This is a genomic window from Martelella alba (genome assembly GCF_005217455.1).
Taxonomy (GTDB): domain Bacteria; phylum Pseudomonadota; class Gammaproteobacteria; order Enterobacterales; family Enterobacteriaceae; genus Acerihabitans.
In genome coordinates this window covers 478242-495469 of the sequence record NZ_SZPQ01000001.1, presented here as the reverse complement: position 1 = coordinate 495469, position 17228 = coordinate 478242, and the positions used below count along the sequence as shown (strand labels likewise).

The 17228-nt window shown below is 55.5% G+C and carries 16 protein-coding genes and 1 other annotated feature; of the genes, 6 read left to right on the top strand and 10 right to left on the bottom strand.

Annotated features, from left to right (window positions below):
• Positions 1–463 precede the first annotated feature (463 nt).
• The 3 genes from clpB to rluD all read right to left on the bottom strand — a co-directional run bounded on the left by clpB (position 464) and on the right by rluD (position 4875).
• Entirely contained in the window at positions 464–3037 is a 2574-nt protein-coding gene (clpB, locus tag FCN80_RS02380) for an ATP-dependent chaperone ClpB (protein WP_136988271.1), read from the bottom strand.
• 129 nt (positions 3038–3166) lie between these two features.
• Positions 3167–3898: a purine nucleoside phosphorylase YfiH gene (yfiH, locus tag FCN80_RS02375; RefSeq protein ID WP_136988270.1), complete on the bottom strand. Its 732-nt coding sequence runs from the start codon at positions 3896–3898 to the stop codon at positions 3167–3169.
• Entirely contained in the window at positions 3895–4875 is a 981-nt protein-coding gene (gene rluD, locus FCN80_RS02370) for a 23S rRNA pseudouridine(1911/1915/1917) synthase RluD (RefSeq protein ID WP_136988269.1), read from the bottom strand. The genes yfiH and rluD overlap by 4 nt, the downstream gene beginning before the upstream one ends.
• A 131-nt stretch (positions 4876–5006) precedes the next feature.
• Here rluD and bamD point away from each other — a divergent pair, with 131 nt between their 5' ends.
• The 3 genes from bamD (at position 5007) to pheA (ending at position 8030) form a co-directional block, all read left to right on the top strand.
• Positions 5007–5741, top strand: coding sequence for an outer membrane protein assembly factor BamD (bamD, locus tag FCN80_RS02365; RefSeq protein WP_136988268.1), 735 nt, complete (start codon positions 5007–5009; stop codon positions 5739–5741).
• Between the two features lie 487 nt (positions 5742–6228).
• Positions 6229–6561 (top strand): ribosome-associated translation inhibitor RaiA, encoded by a 333-nt coding sequence (gene raiA / locus FCN80_RS02360; RefSeq protein WP_136988267.1) that lies wholly within the window; start codon positions 6229–6231, stop codon positions 6559–6561.
• 163 nt (positions 6562–6724) lie between these two features.
• Positions 6725–6849 (top strand) — a sequence feature (Phe leader region).
• Positions 6850–6872: 23 nt separating this feature from the next.
• On the top strand, positions 6873–8030 hold the full coding sequence (pheA, locus tag FCN80_RS02355) for a bifunctional chorismate mutase/prephenate dehydratase (protein ID WP_136988266.1): 1158 nt from the start codon (positions 6873–6875) through the stop codon (positions 8028–8030).
• An 89-nt stretch (positions 8031–8119) separates the two neighbouring features.
• On the opposite strand, the gene tyrA is transcribed toward pheA, so the two are convergent.
• The gene (tyrA, locus tag FCN80_RS02350; protein WP_136988265.1) at positions 8120–9241 is read right to left on the bottom strand and encodes a bifunctional chorismate mutase/prephenate dehydrogenase; all 1122 of its coding nucleotides are present in this window, start codon (positions 9239–9241) and stop codon (positions 8120–8122) included.
• A gap of 5 nt (positions 9242–9246) precedes the next feature.
• The gene (locus FCN80_RS02345) at positions 9247–10323 is read right to left on the bottom strand and encodes a 3-deoxy-7-phosphoheptulonate synthase (protein ID WP_136988264.1); all 1077 of its coding nucleotides are present in this window, start codon (positions 10321–10323) and stop codon (positions 9247–9249) included.
• A 467-nt stretch (positions 10324–10790) separates the two neighbouring features.
• Here FCN80_RS02345 and FCN80_RS02340 point away from each other — a divergent pair, with 467 nt between their 5' ends.
• Positions 10791–11171, top strand: coding sequence for a DUF2799 domain-containing protein (locus tag FCN80_RS02340; protein ID WP_136988263.1), 381 nt, complete (start codon positions 10791–10793; stop codon positions 11169–11171).
• Between the two features lie 111 nt (positions 11172–11282).
• On the opposite strand, the gene rplS is transcribed toward FCN80_RS02340, so the two are convergent.
• The 5 genes from rplS to ffh all read right to left on the bottom strand — a co-directional run bounded on the left by rplS (position 11283) and on the right by ffh (position 14775).
• Positions 11283–11630, bottom strand: coding sequence for a 50S ribosomal protein L19 (gene rplS / locus FCN80_RS02335; protein WP_136988262.1), 348 nt, complete (start codon positions 11628–11630; stop codon positions 11283–11285).
• 60 nt (positions 11631–11690) lie between these two features.
• The gene (gene trmD / locus FCN80_RS02330; RefSeq protein ID WP_230492436.1) at positions 11691–12449 is read right to left on the bottom strand and encodes a tRNA (guanosine(37)-N1)-methyltransferase TrmD; all 759 of its coding nucleotides are present in this window, start codon (positions 12447–12449) and stop codon (positions 11691–11693) included.
• Between the two features lie 36 nt (positions 12450–12485).
• Positions 12486–13034 (bottom strand): ribosome maturation factor RimM, encoded by a 549-nt coding sequence (rimM, locus tag FCN80_RS02325; protein WP_136988261.1) that lies wholly within the window; start codon positions 13032–13034, stop codon positions 12486–12488.
• An 18-nt stretch (positions 13035–13052) separates the two neighbouring features.
• Entirely contained in the window at positions 13053–13301 is a 249-nt protein-coding gene (gene rpsP / locus FCN80_RS02320) for a 30S ribosomal protein S16 (protein WP_136988260.1), read from the bottom strand.
• Positions 13302–13413: 112 nt separating this feature from the next.
• Complete coding sequence (gene ffh / locus FCN80_RS02315; protein WP_136988259.1) at positions 13414–14775, bottom strand: signal recognition particle protein; 1362 nt, start codon at positions 14773–14775, stop codon at positions 13414–13416.
• A gap of 243 nt (positions 14776–15018) precedes the next feature.
• Here ffh and FCN80_RS02310 point away from each other — a divergent pair, with 243 nt between their 5' ends.
• Both FCN80_RS02310 and FCN80_RS02305 read left to right on the top strand, forming a co-directional pair.
• Positions 15019–15810 (top strand): cytochrome C assembly family protein, encoded by a 792-nt coding sequence (locus FCN80_RS02310; RefSeq protein ID WP_136988258.1) that lies wholly within the window; start codon positions 15019–15021, stop codon positions 15808–15810.
• Positions 15811–15863: 53 nt separating this feature from the next.
• The gene (locus FCN80_RS02305) at positions 15864–17156 is read left to right on the top strand and encodes an HlyC/CorC family transporter (RefSeq protein ID WP_136988257.1); all 1293 of its coding nucleotides are present in this window, start codon (positions 15864–15866) and stop codon (positions 17154–17156) included.
• Positions 17157–17228 lie beyond the last annotated feature (72 nt).

Genomic DNA, 17228 nt, shown 5'->3' with positions numbered 1-17228 from the left:
CTTGATTTTGTGAATCTATAGGTCTTGCGAGTGCCCACACAGATTGTCTGATAAGTTGTTAAAGAGCGTGCGCCGGGTAACTCCTCTGGCGCGAGGTGGCGTATTTTACGCTTTCCCCTTGAAGAGTCAAGCATTTATTTGTGCTATTAAGGCACCCATAAAACCATCAATCCTACGACCGACGTTGTGCTCAACCTTCCCCAACCGAAGCATTTCATAATGTAATCCCGGTTGGTGGAGGCGCATTATAGGGTTTTTCAGCGGGGTGACAAGTGCTATTTGATAAAAACAGTTTGATCGCTCACTAATAATACAAAATAAATAGCGACCCGCGACGGCAGCGCGTTTATGCCCCATTATCCGTCCCGTCCGAGACGTCACGAATGCGCCCTGGATGAGCTGGCGAGTAAAAAAACCCGCTGTCAAACAGCGGGTTGAACAGTCTGCCACGCGCGGCGCAAGCCTATTGCACAGCGACGATATGGCCGTCCTTCACATCCAGCGTGATCGGCGCGCCAGGTATGAGCTTGCCGGACAGCATCTGCTGCGATAGCGGATTTTCGATTTCCTGCTGAATGGCCCGTTTGAGCGGACGAGCGCCATACACCGGGTCGAACCCGCTTTGGCCCAACAGTTCCAAGGCGGCCGGGGTCATAGTCATACTGTAGCCGCGCTCTTCCAGACGCTTATACAACCGCTGCAGCTGGATTTCAGCGATACGGGTAATGTGATCGCGCGCCAGCGGATGAAATACCACCACTTCGTCAACCCGGTTGATGAATTCGGGACGGAAATGATGACTGACCACACCCATTACGGTCTCTTTCATCTGCTGGTAGTTCATCTCGCCGAAACGTTCCTGAATGATATCCGAACCCAGGTTGGAGGTCATGATGACCACGGTATTACGGAAATCCACCGTCCTGCCCTGTCCGTCGGTTAACCTTCCGTCATCCAATACCTGCAAGAGAATATTGAATACATCCGGATGGGCTTTTTCAATTTCATCCAGCAAAATGACGGAATAGGGGCGCCGCCGCACGGCTTCGGTCAGGTAGCCGCCCTCCTCATAGCCGACATAGCCTGGAGGGGCGCCGACCAGGCGGGAGACCGAGTGTTTTTCCATAAACTCGGACATATCAATGCGAACCATCGCATCGTCGCTATCGAACAGGAAATTCGCCAGCGCTTTGCACAACTCCGTTTTACCAACCCCTGTCGGCCCCAGGAACATGAAAGAACCAATGGGGCGGTTAGGATCGGATAATCCGGCCCGACTACGCCTGATGGCATTGGCTACCGCCTCCACCGCCTCATCTTGGCCGATGACCCGCCGGTGAAGTTCTTCTTCCATGCGAATCAGTTTATCGCGTTCGCTTTCCAGCATGCGCGATACGGGTATTCCCGTCCAACGCGCCAATACCTCGGCGATTTCCGCATCGGTGACTTTGTTACGCAGCAGGCGCACGGATTTGCTTTCAGCCGCAGTCGCCGCCGCCAGTTGTTTTTCCAGTTCAGGGATTTTGCCGTACTGCAATTCCGACATTCGCGCCAAATCCCCCACGCGCCGTGCCTGCTCAATGGATATCTTGGCCTGTTCCAGTTCGGCTTTCAGGTTTTGAGTGCCGGACAGCGACGCTTTCTCCGCTTTCCATTCCTCTTCAAGTTCCGAATATTCACGCTCTTTTTGAGATAACTCTTCATTGAGCATATCCAACCGTTTGCGGCTGGCATCGTCCGATTCTTTTTTTAACGCCTGTTGTTCCAATTTGAGCTGAATAATGCGCCTGTCCAACCGGTCAAGCGGCTCCGGTTTGGAATCCATCTGGATACGGATACTTGACGCCGCCTCGTCGATGAGATCAATGGCCTTGTCGGGCAGTTGACGATCGGATATGTAACGATGAGACAGCGTCGCTGCGGCGACAATCGCCGGATCGGTGATCTGCACATGGTGATGCAGTTCATAACGCTCTTTCAAACCGCGCAGGATAGCGATAGTGTCCTCCACGCTGGGCTGGGCCACGAACACTTTCTGGAAACGGCGCTCCAAGGCCGCGTCTTTTTCGATATACTGCCGGTATTCGTCCAGGGTTGTGGCGCCCACGCAATGCAATTCGCCGCGGGCCAATGCGGGTTTGAGCATGTTGCCGGCGTCCATCGCGCCGTCAGCCTTGCCGGCGCCGACCATGGTATGCAATTCGTCGATAAACAGGATGATATGACCTTCCTGCTTGGACAGATCATTGAGCACGCCCTTAAGCCGTTCCTCGAACTCACCCCGATATTTGGCGCCCGCCACCAGCGAACCCATATCCAGCGCCAATACACGACTGTGCTTCATGCCCTCGGGCACCTCGCCGTTGACAATACGTTGCGCCAACCCTTCAACGATGGCGGTTTTACCCACGCCCGGCTCGCCGATAAGCACGGGGTTGTTTTTGGTGCGCCGCTGCAAAACCTGAATGGTGCGGCGGATTTCTTCGTCCCGGCCGATGACTGGGTCAAGTTTGCCTTGTTCCGCCCGTTCGGTGAGATCGATGGTGTATTTTTTCAGCGCCTGGCGCTGATCTTCGGCGCTCTGATCATTCACTGGGTCGCCGCTGCGCATGTGTTCGATGGCCCGGTTGATTTTATCCGGGGTGGCGCCGGCGGATTTGAGCAAATCCGCCAGGGAGCCACGGGATTCCAACGCCGCCGCGACAAATAACTCGGACGCGATAAAGGTATCAGCGCGCTTTTGCGCCAGTTTGTCGCACAGATTCAATACACGGACCAGATCCGCCGAGGGCTGCACATCGCCGCCGGTACCCTCTACCCGGGGCAGTCTATCAATGGCCTGCTCGACGGCATTACGCAGCGGCGCGGGATTAACGCCGGCGGATTGCAACAAGGGACCGACAGTACCGCCCTCTTGATTGAGCAGCGCCTGCATCAGATGCAAAGGCTCGATAAACTGATTGTCGCGCCCGAGCGCGAGGGACTGGGCGTCGGCGAGGGCAAGCTGGAATTTATTGGTAAGACGATCCAGACGCATAACTCCTCCCATATTGGTCAAAATTGCTACTGGAGATTAAATAAGGTCGTTTATTTAAAATTCAAGGATATTTCGCCAAATAATGGGAATATCTTCGTTATCCACCGTGGATCGTCTTGGTAAAAGAGATTATATCAGCCAGACCAAACTTGCCATACGTCCGGTGACGCCATCGCGCCGATAAGAAAAAAATAGGTCGGATTCGGTCATCGTGCAACGATCGCCGCCGTAAATGCGATGCACGCCGCAGGCATTCAGCCGCAAGCGCGCCAAATGGTAGAGGTCGGCGAGATATTTGTCGCCTCTCGCCCGGAAAGCCGCCCCGGCGCGCCGATCCTGCGCCAGAAATGCCGCCCGCACCTCGGGCCCCACCTCGAATGATTCCGAACCGATGGCCGGCCCCAACCATACGATGATATCGTCCGCAGCGGACTGAAACCGGGCCAGCGTTTGCTCCAGGATACCGGCGCATAATCCACGCCACCCGGCATGGGCCGCGGCCACCTCGCGGCCCGCCCGGTCGCAGAACAATACCGGCAGGCAATCGGCGGTCATGACCGCGCAAACCCGGCCCGGTTGCCGGGTATAGACGCCGTCGCCGCAACGGGGCGCGTCATCCCTTTGAGACAGGCTAACGACATCGGTGCCGTGTACTTGCCGCAGCCAGTGAGGGTCGCCAGGCAATGCCGCCAACTCGCCAAGAAGCCGGCGGTTTTGCGCCACCGCCTGCGCGCTGTCGCCGACGTGACAGCCCAGATTCAGCGACCGGTACGGCCCCTGGCTGACGCCGCCCTGACGGGTCGTGGAACAGGCGCGGACATTGGCCGGGGCCGGCCATTCAGGCAAAAGCAGCGACGTCATAGCCTGTCCATCGAGTCTGCGAATTGTTCGGTATCCGCCTTCATGGCGGCTATCAGAGCCACCATGTCCGCGGGAAGCGGCGCATGCCACTCCATTTCGATGGCGGTGATGGGATGATACAAACGTAGCATTGCGGCGTGCAGAGCCTGCCGATCGAAGTTGCGCAGCATGTCCACGAATTGCGCGGATGCGCCTTTGGGCGGTCGCGGCCGCCCGCCATACAAAGGGTCGCCCACCAGCGGATGGTTGATATAGGCCATATGCACGCGGATCTGGTGGGTTCGCCCGGTTTCCAGCCTCAGGCGCAATCGGGTATGCGCGCGAAAGTGCTCCAGTATCCGATAATGGGTGACCGCCGGTTTGCCCATGGGATGCACCGACATATGGGTGCGTTTGGTGGGGTGGCGGGAGATGGGCTTATCCACCGTGCCGCCGGCGGTCATGGTGCCGATGGCGACGGCCTCGTATTCGCGGGTGATCTCCCGCGCCTGCAGTGATTCCACCAGCCGCGTTTGGGCGGGGACGGTTTTCGCCACCACCATCAGGCCGGTGGTGTCTTTATCCAGGCGATGGACGATGCCGGCCCGGGGGACCTCGGCGATGGAGGGACAATAGTGCAGCAACGCGTTGAGCACCGTACCGTCGGCATTGCCGGCCCCAGGGTGAACCACCAGATCCCGCGGTTTATCAATGACGATAATGTGTTCGTCCTCATACACGATGTTCAACGCGATATCCTGCGCGGCCCAGCGCGTTTCCTCTTCCAGCACCGCGTCGATTTCAATGGCCTCGCCGCCCAGGACTTTCTCTTTTGGCGTCGTGGTCACCGCGCCGTTTACTCTTACGCGATCTTCCAGGATCCAGGCTTTTATGCGCGAACGCGAATAATCCGGGAACATTTCGGCCAAAGCCTGATCTAATCGTTGCCCGAGTTGTGATTCGTTCACCGTACCGGTGAGGCGTTGTTGTTGTGCCATAGGCTGCTTCTTCGTTATCGTTGGGTTTTCACGGCAATGCCGTTTAGAATACTATGCTATTGTAGCTGGTCTCATCCGGGAACTTAACGGACAGTTTCCCGGAAAAACACTCTGAGGATAAGCAAAACGTCATGATACGTATGAAATATCTGGTGGCAGCCGCCACATTGAGCCTGTTGCTGGTCGGATGCTCCAGTTCCAAGGATGCGGTTCCCGATAATCCCCCCTCCGAGATTTACGCCACCGCCCAGCAATATTTGCAGGACGGCAACTACAGAAACGCCATCAAGCAGTTGGAAGCCCTGGATAACCGCTATCCGTTCGGCCCCTATGCCCAGCAGGTTCAACTGGATTTGATTTATGCGTATTACAAATCGGCGGACTTAACGCTGGCCCAGGCCTCCATTGACCGGTTCCTGCGGCTCAACCCCACCCATCCGAACGTCGATTATGTCCTTTATATGCGCGGCCTGACGGATATGGCGCTGGATGACAGCATGATACAGAGCTTCTTCGGTATCGACCGTTCCGACCGCGATCCAGAGCATGCGCGGGCGGCTTTCCGGGATTTCACCCAGTTGATCCGAGGTTATCCGAACAGCCAGTATGCCACAGATGCCACCAAGCGTTTGGTATATCTGAAAGATCGTTTGGCCAATTATGAACTGGCGGTGGCCCGTTTTTACACCCGTCGCGGCGCGTACGTGGCGGTAGTCAACCGGGTCGAACAGATGCTGGCCGATTATCCGGATACCAAAGCGACCCGTGAAGCGCTGCCGCTGATGCAAAACGCTTATGAACAATTGCAATTGAACGGCCAGGCGGACAAAGTGGCGAAACTGATCCAGGCCAACCCGCTATCCTGACAGCCCACCCAACTGCAATGACTGACACGGCGGTCCCTAAAACCGCCGGACGCCTTATCCTCATTATTCCGCGCGAATCGGCGCTTGCCGCCAAAGGATCGGCGGCCGCCGCTGACGACGCGGCCACCGAACCGCCAGCATGAAGGTATCTTGACGGAAGAAGACGCGTCTGCCTTAACGGCAAAGATAATTTCAACCGTTGACGGGGGAAAACAGCCCGATCGGGAAAGGGGATACGTGGGGTGTTAAATCAGGCCAAGGCCAGGCGTGGAGCGGATTGGCAGACAAACCCGATATGGCTTATCCCAACAATAATGACTGATTGCCGGCCAACTCTCAAGCCCTCGTCGCACATTCCCCAAGAGGGGTCACAAAACCCATTCGCCCCCGTCAAATCCCCAAAAAAAAGTGATCTAAATCACATTTTTTGCAGCCCGGCACGGTATGCTGAAAATCAGTAGACGGAAACAGCGAGAGAGGTAGTGATATGATTATTAATATTACCAGTAAGCAAATGGAAATCACCCCGGCCATTCGTCAACATGTGGAAGAACGTTTGGCTAAGCTGTCAAAATGGCAGACCCAACTGATCAACCCCCATATCATTCTCTCAAAGCAGCCTCAGGGTTTCGTGGCCGATGCCACGTTGAATACGCCTAACGGTCAACTTGTCGCCAGCGCCAGCAACCAGGACATGTATGCCGCGGTAAACGAACTCATCACCAAGCTGGAACGGCAACTGAACAAGGTACAGCATAAAGGCGAAGCCCGCCGGGCCGCCGAATGCGTAAAGATATCAAATAACCTCGCAGTCTTTTGACCCACGCGTTTGATCCTCAGGCCGGGAAGGCGTCTTCCCGGCTTTATCGTTTTTTCCCCGCCAATAAAAAAGACATCATGAAGTATAGCGAGTAGATGTTGACAGAATGAAAAGCCAGCGGTTACTGTAAAGGCTAACGATACCGGAATGAATTGCTTAACATGCCAACGACGATGCCGTTTTTCTTCGCTTTCTTTTTTGTCTTCCCCTGAATGGGAGGCAGGTCGTCGTGTGAAAAATAAAGCGAAGACGAACAAAAAGCCTCCTGACCACAGGGGGCTTTTTTATTGGGACGTGAAAGGTAACGAAAAATGAATGAAACCTCTTTGGCGGCGTTACGCGATAGCATCAGCGCGCTGGATCTGAAGCTGTTGACCCTGTTGGCGGAAAGACGCGAACTGGCGCTGGATGTGGCGCGCAACAAATTGACCACGCACCGGCCAATTCGCGATAAAAACCGTGAGCGCGACCTGCTGGAGCACCTGATGGCGGAAGGCAAAAAGCGCAATCTTGATGGATTTTACGTCACGCGATTGTTTCAGCTTATCATTGAAGACTCGGTACTCACGCAACAGGCTTTACTGCAATCCAGCTTGAACCAAACCCTTGAGCACTCCGCGCGCATCGCCTTTCTCGGACCGAAAGGATCTTATTCCCACCTGGCCGCCCGGCAATACGGGGCCCGTTACTTCGATCAAGTGGTGGAATGCGGCTGTCTCAAATTCACCGATATCGTGCAAATGGTGGAAACCGGACAAGCCGATTATGGCGTATTGCCTATCGAAAACAGCAGTTCGGGATCCATCAACGATGTCTACGATTTGTTGCAGCACACTAATTTGTCGTTGGTGGGCGAACTGACCAATCCCATCGATCACTGCATGTTGGTATCCGCGGAAACCACCCTGGACCAAATCGAGGTGGTCTACAGCCATCCCCAGCCGTTCCAGCAGTGCAGTCAGTTCATCGCCCGCTATCCCCAATGGAAAATCGACTATTGCGAAAGCACCGCCGCCGCCATGGAAAAAGTGGCGGCGCTCGCTTCGCCCAAGGCGGCCGCCATAGGCAGCGGTCCCGGCGGCGTCTTGTACGGATTACGGGTATTGGAACAGAATCTGGCCAATCAGCAGCAAAATTTTACCCGCTTTATCATTCTGGCCCGCAAGGCCATCGAGGTATCGGAACAAGTACCGGCTAAAACCACGTTCATCATGGCCACCGGCCAGCAATCGGGCGCTTTGGTGGAGGCGTTGCTGGTCCTGCGCGATCAGGGCATCGTGATGACCCGGTTGGAATCACGGCCTATTCGCGGCAATCCTTACGAAGAAATGTTTTATATCGACGTACAGGCCAACCTGCGCGATGCGGCCATGCAAAAGGCGCTGGCGGATCTGGGGGCCATTACCCGTTCGCTGAAAGTCCTGGGATGTTATCCCAGCGAGAATGTTGTTCCGGTGAATCCCCGTTGACGGCGCCGGGGCGTCGGGCGCCGCGCCGACCGGTGCGCGGTGTCGGCAATGGATAAAGAAGATCGTCCGACGACGCCTATCGACCGATTTCAGGTACGGCTGTCGTTGGCCTGGCGCAGCAGCAGCCGGCTTTCTTCCAGAAAGCGCTGGGCATAGCTGCCGAACCACTGTTCGATTTTCTTGAAACGGGCGATAAAAGCCGCTTTATCGCCGTGTTCCAACAATGCGATCGCCTCGCCGAAGTGCGCATAGTAACGTTTAATCAGCGCCAGGTTGCCTTGCGACGACATAATGATATCCGCGTATAATTGCGGATCTTGCGCGAATAATCGGCCGATCATGACCAGCTCCAGCCGATAAATGGGGGAAGAGAGGGCCAGCAACTGCTCCAACTGAACGTTTTCTTCCGCCAGATGCATGCCGTAAGCGAAAGTGGCGAAATGCCGTAACGCCTGGATAAAGGCCATATTCTGGTCGTGTTCCACGGCGCTGATGCGATGCAATCTGGCGCCCCATACCTGGATTTGCTCCAACAGCCATTGATAGGCTTCCGGTTGTCGGCCATCGCAATAGACCACGACTTGTTTGGCCAGACTGCCGCTGTCGGGGCCGAACATGGGGTGCAACCCCAGCACCGGCCCGGGATGGGCCGCCAGCATCGCTTGCAGCGGCGCGTTTTTTACCGAAGCGACATCCAGCAAAATGCAATCTTCCGGTAGCGGCGGCAAGCGTTCGATCACGCTAACGGTCAAGTGTATGGGCACACTGACAATCACCATGCCCGCATCGGCCACTAGCGATTCCGCGCGCGGCCAATCCTCCTGCTCAAATATTCTGACCTGATAACCGGACAGCGTGAGCATTTTTTCAAACAGGACGCCCATCTGCCCCCGCCCGCCAATAATCACCACCGGGCGCAAGTGTGGATGCAGCGTTTTAAAGCCCTTGTCGTTCTCGCTACTGTAAGACTCGCGCATGACCCGTCTGAGCACATCCTCGATTAAATCGGGGGGCACGCCCTGCGCGGCGGCTTCGCTCCGCCGCGACGCCAGCATGGCGGCTTCCCGCTCGGGCGCGTAGATAGGCAAACCGTAGCGGCTTTTTACTTCACCCACCTCTGCGACCAGTTGCAACCGTTTGGCCAGTAGCACCAACAACGCCTTATCCACTTCGTCAATGTGATCGCGTAATGCGTTCAGCTCGGCAACCATACGTCTTATTCCCCCGCCGCCCGGTCTGTCAGGACACTGCGCAGCTCATCATGCATCTGTCGTAACAGTGTATCGGTTGTCGGCCAACTGATACAGGCGTCAGTGACCGAAACGCCGTAACGCATTTCATCGCGCGGCAATTCCGAGGATTGATTGCCTTCGTGAATATGGCTTTCCAGCATCAGACCGATAATGGAACGGTTGCCCCCCTTGAGTTGCTCTAGCACCGATTGCGCCACCTCGTTTTGGCGACGGTAATCCTTGCTGGAATTGCCGTGGCTGCAATCGATCATTAAAGCCGCGTTGAGTCCGGCTTTGGCCATCTGTTCTTCGCAATCAAGGATATCCCGCGGATGGTAATTGGGCATTTTGCCGCCGCGCAGGATGACATGCCCATCCGGATTACCACGGGTCTGCAACAAGCTGACCTGCCCCGCCTGGTTGATGCCCAGAAAACGGTGAGCCATGGCGGCGGCCCGCATGGCATTGATCGCGGTGGACAAACTGCCGTCGGTGCCATTTTTGAAACCGACCGGCATCGATAGCCCGGAGGCCATTTCCCGGTGGGTTTGCGATTCGGTGGTACGCGCCCCAATGGCCGACCAACTAAACAGATCGCCCAGGTATTGCGGGCTATTGGGATCCAGCGCTTCGGTCGCCAGCGGCAATCCCATCCGGACCAAGTCCAGCAGCAGGCCACGGGCGATTTTCAGGCCGGATTCCACATCGAATGAGCCGTCCATGTAGGGGTCATTGATGAGTCCCTTCCAGCCCACGGTGGTACGCGGTTTTTCAAAATAGACCCGCATCACGATAAATAACCGGTCTTGCAATTCGTCCGACAAGGCTTTTAGCCGCCGCGCATAGTCCAGTGCGGAGTCGGGATCGTGTATGGAACAAGGACCACAGACGATAAGCAGTCGAGAATCGCGACCATGAATGATATTGGCGATAGTTTGCCGCGCGGCGGCAATGCTCTGCTGCTCTTGACGGGACAGCGGAAACTGCCGTTTCAATTCATCCGGCGTAATGATGACCTGTTCGTCGGTGATATGCACATTGTTCAGCGCGTCTTTTTGCATGATGATGTCCTGAAAAAAGAGGATACCGCGCGACGCCACCCCTGTCGTCCGCCGGTGTATGGCCTATACGATATCATGAGTCGTAAAGTTTTCAATCCATAACTGTAAAAATAATATTACTACCTGCAAACGCCTTTAAGGTGTCATACAAGGGGGTTTTCAGCGGCATCAAGCACGGTTGCACGAGAGAAAATAGCCATTATTAACAAGGCATTTGGCAAAAATTGCCATGATATTACTTCTGCGATTGCCGCAAACCGGCATTCCTCAACGGATCGATAAGAGATAGGTGTAAAATTAAATGTACAGTTTTGAATTGACCTTGCTTAATACCGAAGAGACGGTATTACCGGCGACGTCATAACATATTATGGGTTATTGATGGAAATATACGAGATAAAACGCTATCGCCTAATGACCGAATAGCCCCTATGATGGTGCCAATCCCTTTCATCACGGATGTCATAATGTTCAGGAAAATCGCCGTCTTATGCGGATTGTTATTTCTTCTTGGCGGTTGTGGCTCCTCCGACCCGTTACCGTCGGGCGGCACCCGGGCCGCATCACCCTGGTATCAGGCGGGTTACCGTGATGCGTTGGCCGGCAAGGCGGTTCGCGACAATGACACGCTGGCGGAGTGGTACGGCAATCCGCAGGTGGACCGTGATCAGTACCTCAAAGGGTACGACGCCGGTCAAATGGATTTTTGCCGGCCGCAAACACTCAAACGGTGGGGCGAACAACACCGCAATTTTCCCGCCAGTTGCGACGGCGTGCCTGACGCGGAACACTTGAAACGGGCCTGGCAGGACGGGATCGATCACATTGATCCGGTTATCGCGCCGTAACGCGGTAAAGGGCATTGAGCGCAAGGGTATGGCGAGTACAGGTTTACGCGAACAAAAGGGCCGGCTTGACAGCCGGCCCCGCTACTTTCGGATGTCGCGAAAGCGTACCGCTTAGTTAAGACGCTCTTTGATACGAGCGGACTTACCGGTACGTTCACGCAGGTAGTACAGTTTGGCCTTGCGGACAGCGCCGCGGCGCTTCACTTCAATGCTGTCGATAACAGGGGAATGCGTCTGAAAGACACGTTCCACGCCTTCGCCGTTGGAAATTTTGCGAACAGTGAATGCAGAATGCAGGCCGCGGTTACGGATAGCGATAACCACGCCCTCGAATGCCTGCAGACGTCTTTTGCTGCCTTCAACGACCCATACTTTCACTTCGACGGAATCGCCCGGACGAAATGAAGGCACGTTTTGCTTCATCTGCTCTTCTTCAAGTTGTTTGATAATGTTGCTCATAATAGGTCTCTTACCCTAGATAAACTGATAATTCAGGTGACCCGGACCATGCCGGCACCTTTAATAGTGCTGCTGGGCGGATTGATATTCCCGTTGGAATTCAGCCAGCAACTTCGCTTGCTCGTCAGTCAGAGCTAGGCTTTCCAGAAGCTCAGGTCTTCTAAGCCATGTGCGGCCAAGGGACTGCTTCAAACGCCAGCGACGAATCTCGGCATGATTGCCCGACAATAACACCGCCGGAACCTCCATGCCCGCCAACACCTCGGGCCGGGTATAATGGGGACAATCCAGCAGCCCCTCGGCGAAGGAATCCTCGGCCGCCGACATTTCATGCCCCAGCACACCGGGGATAAACCGGGAAACCGAGTCAATAACCGCCATCGCCGCCAATTCGCCCCCGCTGAGCACATAGTCGCCTATCGACCATTCTTGGTCGATTTCGGTGGCTATCAGGCGCTCATCGATTCCCTCATACCGACCGCAAACCAGAATCATTTTCGGATTCGCGGCCAACTCGCTCACACCTTGCTGATCGAGTTTGCGTCCCTGAGGGGAGAGATACATCACCTTCGCCCCTTCGCCCGCCTTTTTTTTCGCCTCGTGAATCGCGTCCCTCAAGGGCTCGACCATCATCAGCATGCCCGGACCGCCGCCATAGGGGCGTTCGTCCACGGTACGATGACGATCATGCGCGAAATCACGTGGATTCCAGCACTGCACGGCCAACAGGCCGTTTTTTACCGCCCGGCCGGTTACCCCGTAATCGGTGACGGCGCGGAAAATGTCGGGAAACAGGCTTATGACCCCAATCCACATCATACCGTTCCACCCATTACCACCGGTTGATCCACGGGATCAGAAATCCGGATCCCATTCGACCTCGATTTTCCGAGCGTCGAGATCAACGTGTTTGATAACCTGCCCGTCGAGGAACGGAATCAAGCGTTCCTGCATACCGAAGGCATCCTTCAGGTCGGCTTTTACCACCAGGACATCATTGGAGCCGGTCTCCATCATATCAATGACGGCGCCTAGCCGGTAGCCCGCGGTGTTGACCACCTGGCAGCCGATAAGATCCTTCCAGTAATAGTCGCCCTCGTCCAGCGGCGGTAGTTGCGTCGAGTCGACGACGATCTCGCAGTTCGTCAACAAGCTCGCGGCTTCCCGGTCTTCCATGCCCTTGATCTTGATGATTAAATCATCATTATGGCGTTTCCAACCTTCCAGCTCGACGTGTTGCCAGACGCCGGCCCGTTTCACGAACCAGGGCTGATAATCAAAAATGCTTTCGGATTCTTCCGTGGAAGAAAACACTCTGAGCCAACCGCGGATACCATATGCCGATCCCATCTTGCCCAACACCACCGGCTTGGTGGGAGCCGCAATGCCGTTTTGTTTGCTCATTGCCATCACCGCGACCTATCAGGCCGCTTTTTTGGCGTCTTTGATAAGCGAGCTGACGCGATCAGAAACGGTTGCGCCCAGGCCGACCCAATGGTCAACGCGATCCAAATCCACGCGCAGCGCTTCGGCCTGACCGGTTGCGATCGGATTGAAGAAACCGATGCGTTCGATAAAGCGACCGTCGCGCGCGTTGCGGCTGTCGGTCACGACGATTTGATAGAACGGGCGTTTTTTTGCGCCGCCACGTGCCAAACGAATTGTTACCATAACATCCTCTTTAGTGAATAAAACAACCGGGCCCCATCGAGGAACGGGGTCCGGTTGCCATATTTAAAAGCCCCAAAATTTTACTCGTTTCGGGGCGAAAAGCAATCGCTAGTTAACGTCCGGGAAAACCGGGCGGCATCATCCCCTTCATCCCGCGCAGCATTTTCGCCATACCGCCTTTTTTCATCTTTTTCATCATACGCTGCATATCGTCGAATTGCTTGAGCATACGATTGACGTCCTGTACCTGCAATCCGCATCCGCCGGCGATGCGACGTTTACGGGAGCCCTTGATGATCTCCGGCTGGGCGCGCTCTTTTAGCGTCATCGAATTGATGATGGCTTCCATCCGGACCAGCACTTGATCATCCATCTGCGATTTGACGTTGGCCGGCAGCTGGCCCATGCCCGGCAATTTGCTCATCATGCTGGCCATGCCGCCCATGTTGCGCATCTGCTTAAGCTGGTCGAGAAAATCGGTAAGATCGAAACCATCGCCTTTTTTCAGTTTATTGGCCAGCTTCTCCGCCTGGGCGCGATCCACTTTGCTTTCGATGTCCTCGATAAGCGACAGCACATCGCCCATGCCGAGAATGCGGCTGGCGACACGATCCGGATGGAAGGGCTCCAACGCCTCGGTTTTTTCCCCAACCCCCAGGAATTTGATCGGCTTGCCGGTAATGTGCCTGATGGATAACGCCGCGCCGCCGCGAGCGTCGCCGTCGACTTTGGTGAGCACCACGCCGGTCAGCGGCAACGCCTCATTGAACGCTTTGGCGGTATTGGCGGCGTCCTGGCCGGTCATGGCATCCACCACGAACAGCGTTTCCACCGGATTGATGGCCGCGTGGACTTGCTTGATTTCCTCCATCATGGCTTCGTCGACATGCAAGCGGCCGGCGGTATCCACCAGCAGAACATCGTAGAACTTCAGTTTCGCTTGCTGTAGCGCCTGCCGAACGATATCCAGCGGCCGCTGATTGGCGTCGGAAGGGAAAAAATCCACCTCGACGGACCGTGCCAGCGTTTCCAGTTGCTTAATCGCCGCCGGACGGTAAACGTCCGCCGAGACCACCAGCACCTTTTTCTTGTGTTTTTCACGCAGATGCCGGCCCAGTTTCGCCACGCTGGTGGTTTTCCCGGCGCCTTGCAGGCCCGCCATCAGCACCACCGCCGGCGGCTGGGCGGCCAGGTTGAGCTCGCTGTTATGCTCGCCCATGGCGTTCACCAGTTCGGTACGGACAATCTTGACAAATTCCTGGCCCGGCGTCAGGCTTTTGTTGACTTCCTGTCCAAGGGCGCTTTCCTTGACCCGGTTGATAAACTCGCGCACCACGGGCAACGCCACGTCGGCTTCAAGCAGCGCCATACGCACTTCACGGAGCGTATCTTTTATGTTGTCTTCGGTCAGGCGGCCCCGGCCGCTGATATTGCGCAATGAACGGGATAATCGATCGGATAAATTTTCAAACATCGTTCTCTACTCAACCTGAAGTCCGGCCGCGGATGCGACATCGGTAACCGATTATATATCTTAATGAATTCAAGTTGCATCGCGGCGGCAAGGGAGCGCCGCCGACAAAGTGGCAACGTGAAGGATGATGAGTATAACATGAAGCCGCAAAGGATCGCTGCATTGACGATGAGAACGGTTGGAGCGGAAGACCGGCGGCGGTATACTATTCATTTCAATTTCTTTAGTTAAGCCCCAAACCGTATGCCCTGGATTGCCCTGCTGTCGTTTCTCGCCTACGCATTGAGTCTTGGTCTGATCCTGCCCGGTGTCCTGCGCAGGAATAGCGTCTACCGGAGGCTGGCGCTGCTATCGGCCGCCGTGGCGCTGGTAAGCCATGCCTGCTCGCTGTATTTCTGGATATCGCCGGCGCGGATGGGACTGAACCTGAGCCTTATCAATATCGGTTCCACCGTCAGCCTGATGATTTGCGTAGTCATGACCGTGGTGGCGAGCCGCAACCGCGGCTGGTTCCTGCTGCCGGTGGTTTATATCTTGGCCATGCTGCATCTGGCGGCCGCCAGCCTCATGCCGGGAGAATTCATTACGCATCTGGAAAGCACGCCGGGGTTGCTGGTGCATATCGGCTTGGCGCTGTTTTCCTATGCCGTGTTGGTTATCGCCGCATTGTATGCCGGTCAACTGGCTTGGCTGGACCATCTGCTTAAAACCAAGCAACTGAGTTTCAGCGCCGATCTGCCGCCGCTGATGACGATAGAGCGTAAAATGTTCCATATTACCCAAGTGGGCGTCGTTTTGCTGACGCTGACGCTCGGCACGGGTCTGTTGTATCTGCGCGATCTGTTCAGCGGCGAAAACGAGCATAAGGCGGTTCTCTCTATTGCGGCCTGGTTGGTTTATGTTGTTTTATTGTGGGGACATTACCGTGAGGGATGGCGGGGCCGCCCGGTGGTATGGCTGAGCCTGCTGGGGATATTGCTGCTCACCTTTGCCTATTTTGGCAGCCGCATCTGGCAAGATATCATGGCGGGCTGAATCCGCGCCCGTCGGACGCCCGTTTACGGGTTTATTTAAGGGGAATCCCCACGTTGGAACAGGTTTCGACCAGTACCCTATTGATAATTCTGATAATTATGGTGCTGGTTTCCGCTTATTTTTCCGCCTCGGAAACCGGAATGATGACGCTCAACCGCTACCGTCTGCGGCATCTGGCCAAGCAAGGCAACCGCGCCGCCAGGCGAGTGGATAAATTGTTGCGTCGTACTGATCGCCTGCTGAGCCTGGTGTTGATCGGCAATAATCTGGTGAATATCCTCGCTTCGGCCCTGGCCACCATTATCGGCATGCGGTTGTATGGCGACGTGGGCGTGGCCATGGCCACGGGTATTCTCACTTTCGTTATCCTGCTGTTCGCCGAGGTGCTGCCGAAAACCGTTGCGGCGCTTTATCCGGAACACATCGCGTTACCAAGCAGCCTGATTCTCATGCCGCTGCAAAAAATCATGCTGCCGCTGGTGTGGCTGCTCAATATCATTACCCGGTTATTGATGCGGATGATGGGTATCAAGGTGCCGTCAAATCTTAACGACGCCCTGAGCAAGGACGAGCTGCGTTCTATCGTCAGCGAATCCCGATCGCTGATTTCACGGCGCAACCAGGACATGCTGATTTCGGTGCTGGACCTGGAAAAAGTTACCGTCGGCAATATCATGGTGCCGCGTAACGAAATCGTCGGTATCAATGTCAACGACGAATGGAAATCCATCATCCGGCAATTGACCCATTCCCCGCACGGTCGCATCGTGTTGTACCGCGATAATCTCGATGACGCCATCAGCATGCTGCGCGTCCGTGAAGCCTACCGGCTGATGACTGAAAAGCAGGAGTTCACCAAGGAAAACCTGCTGCGTGCCGCCGATGAGATTTATTACATACCGGAGGGGACGCCGCTCAATGTCCAATTGGTCAAATTTCAGCGTAACAAAGAAAAAGTCGGGTTGGTGGTGGATGAATACGGCGATATCCAGGGTTTAATCACCGTGGAGGATATCCTTGAGGAAATCGTCGGCGACTTTACCACATCTATGTCGCCCTCCCTGGCCGAAGAAGTCGTCCCGCAAAGCGATGGCTCGGTATTGATCGAAGGCGGCGCCAATATCCGCGAGTTGAACAAGGCATTCAACTGGACGCTGCCTGAGGATGAGGCGCGGACGGTAAACGGTATGCTCTTGGAGGAATTGCAGGATATCCCCGCCGAGGGCACCTTGACGGAGGTCGGCCATTATCAAATCGAAATTCTGCTGGTGCAGGACAATATGATAAAGCAAGTTCGCATCACGCCGCTTAAGGCGCTGAAAAGCGGTCTGGATGAGAGCCGATAAGGCGGATACGTAGACGCCAGTCCCAAAAGTTCCGCGCCGCGGGCAGACCGTCAAACGCCCTCCGGCTCTCGC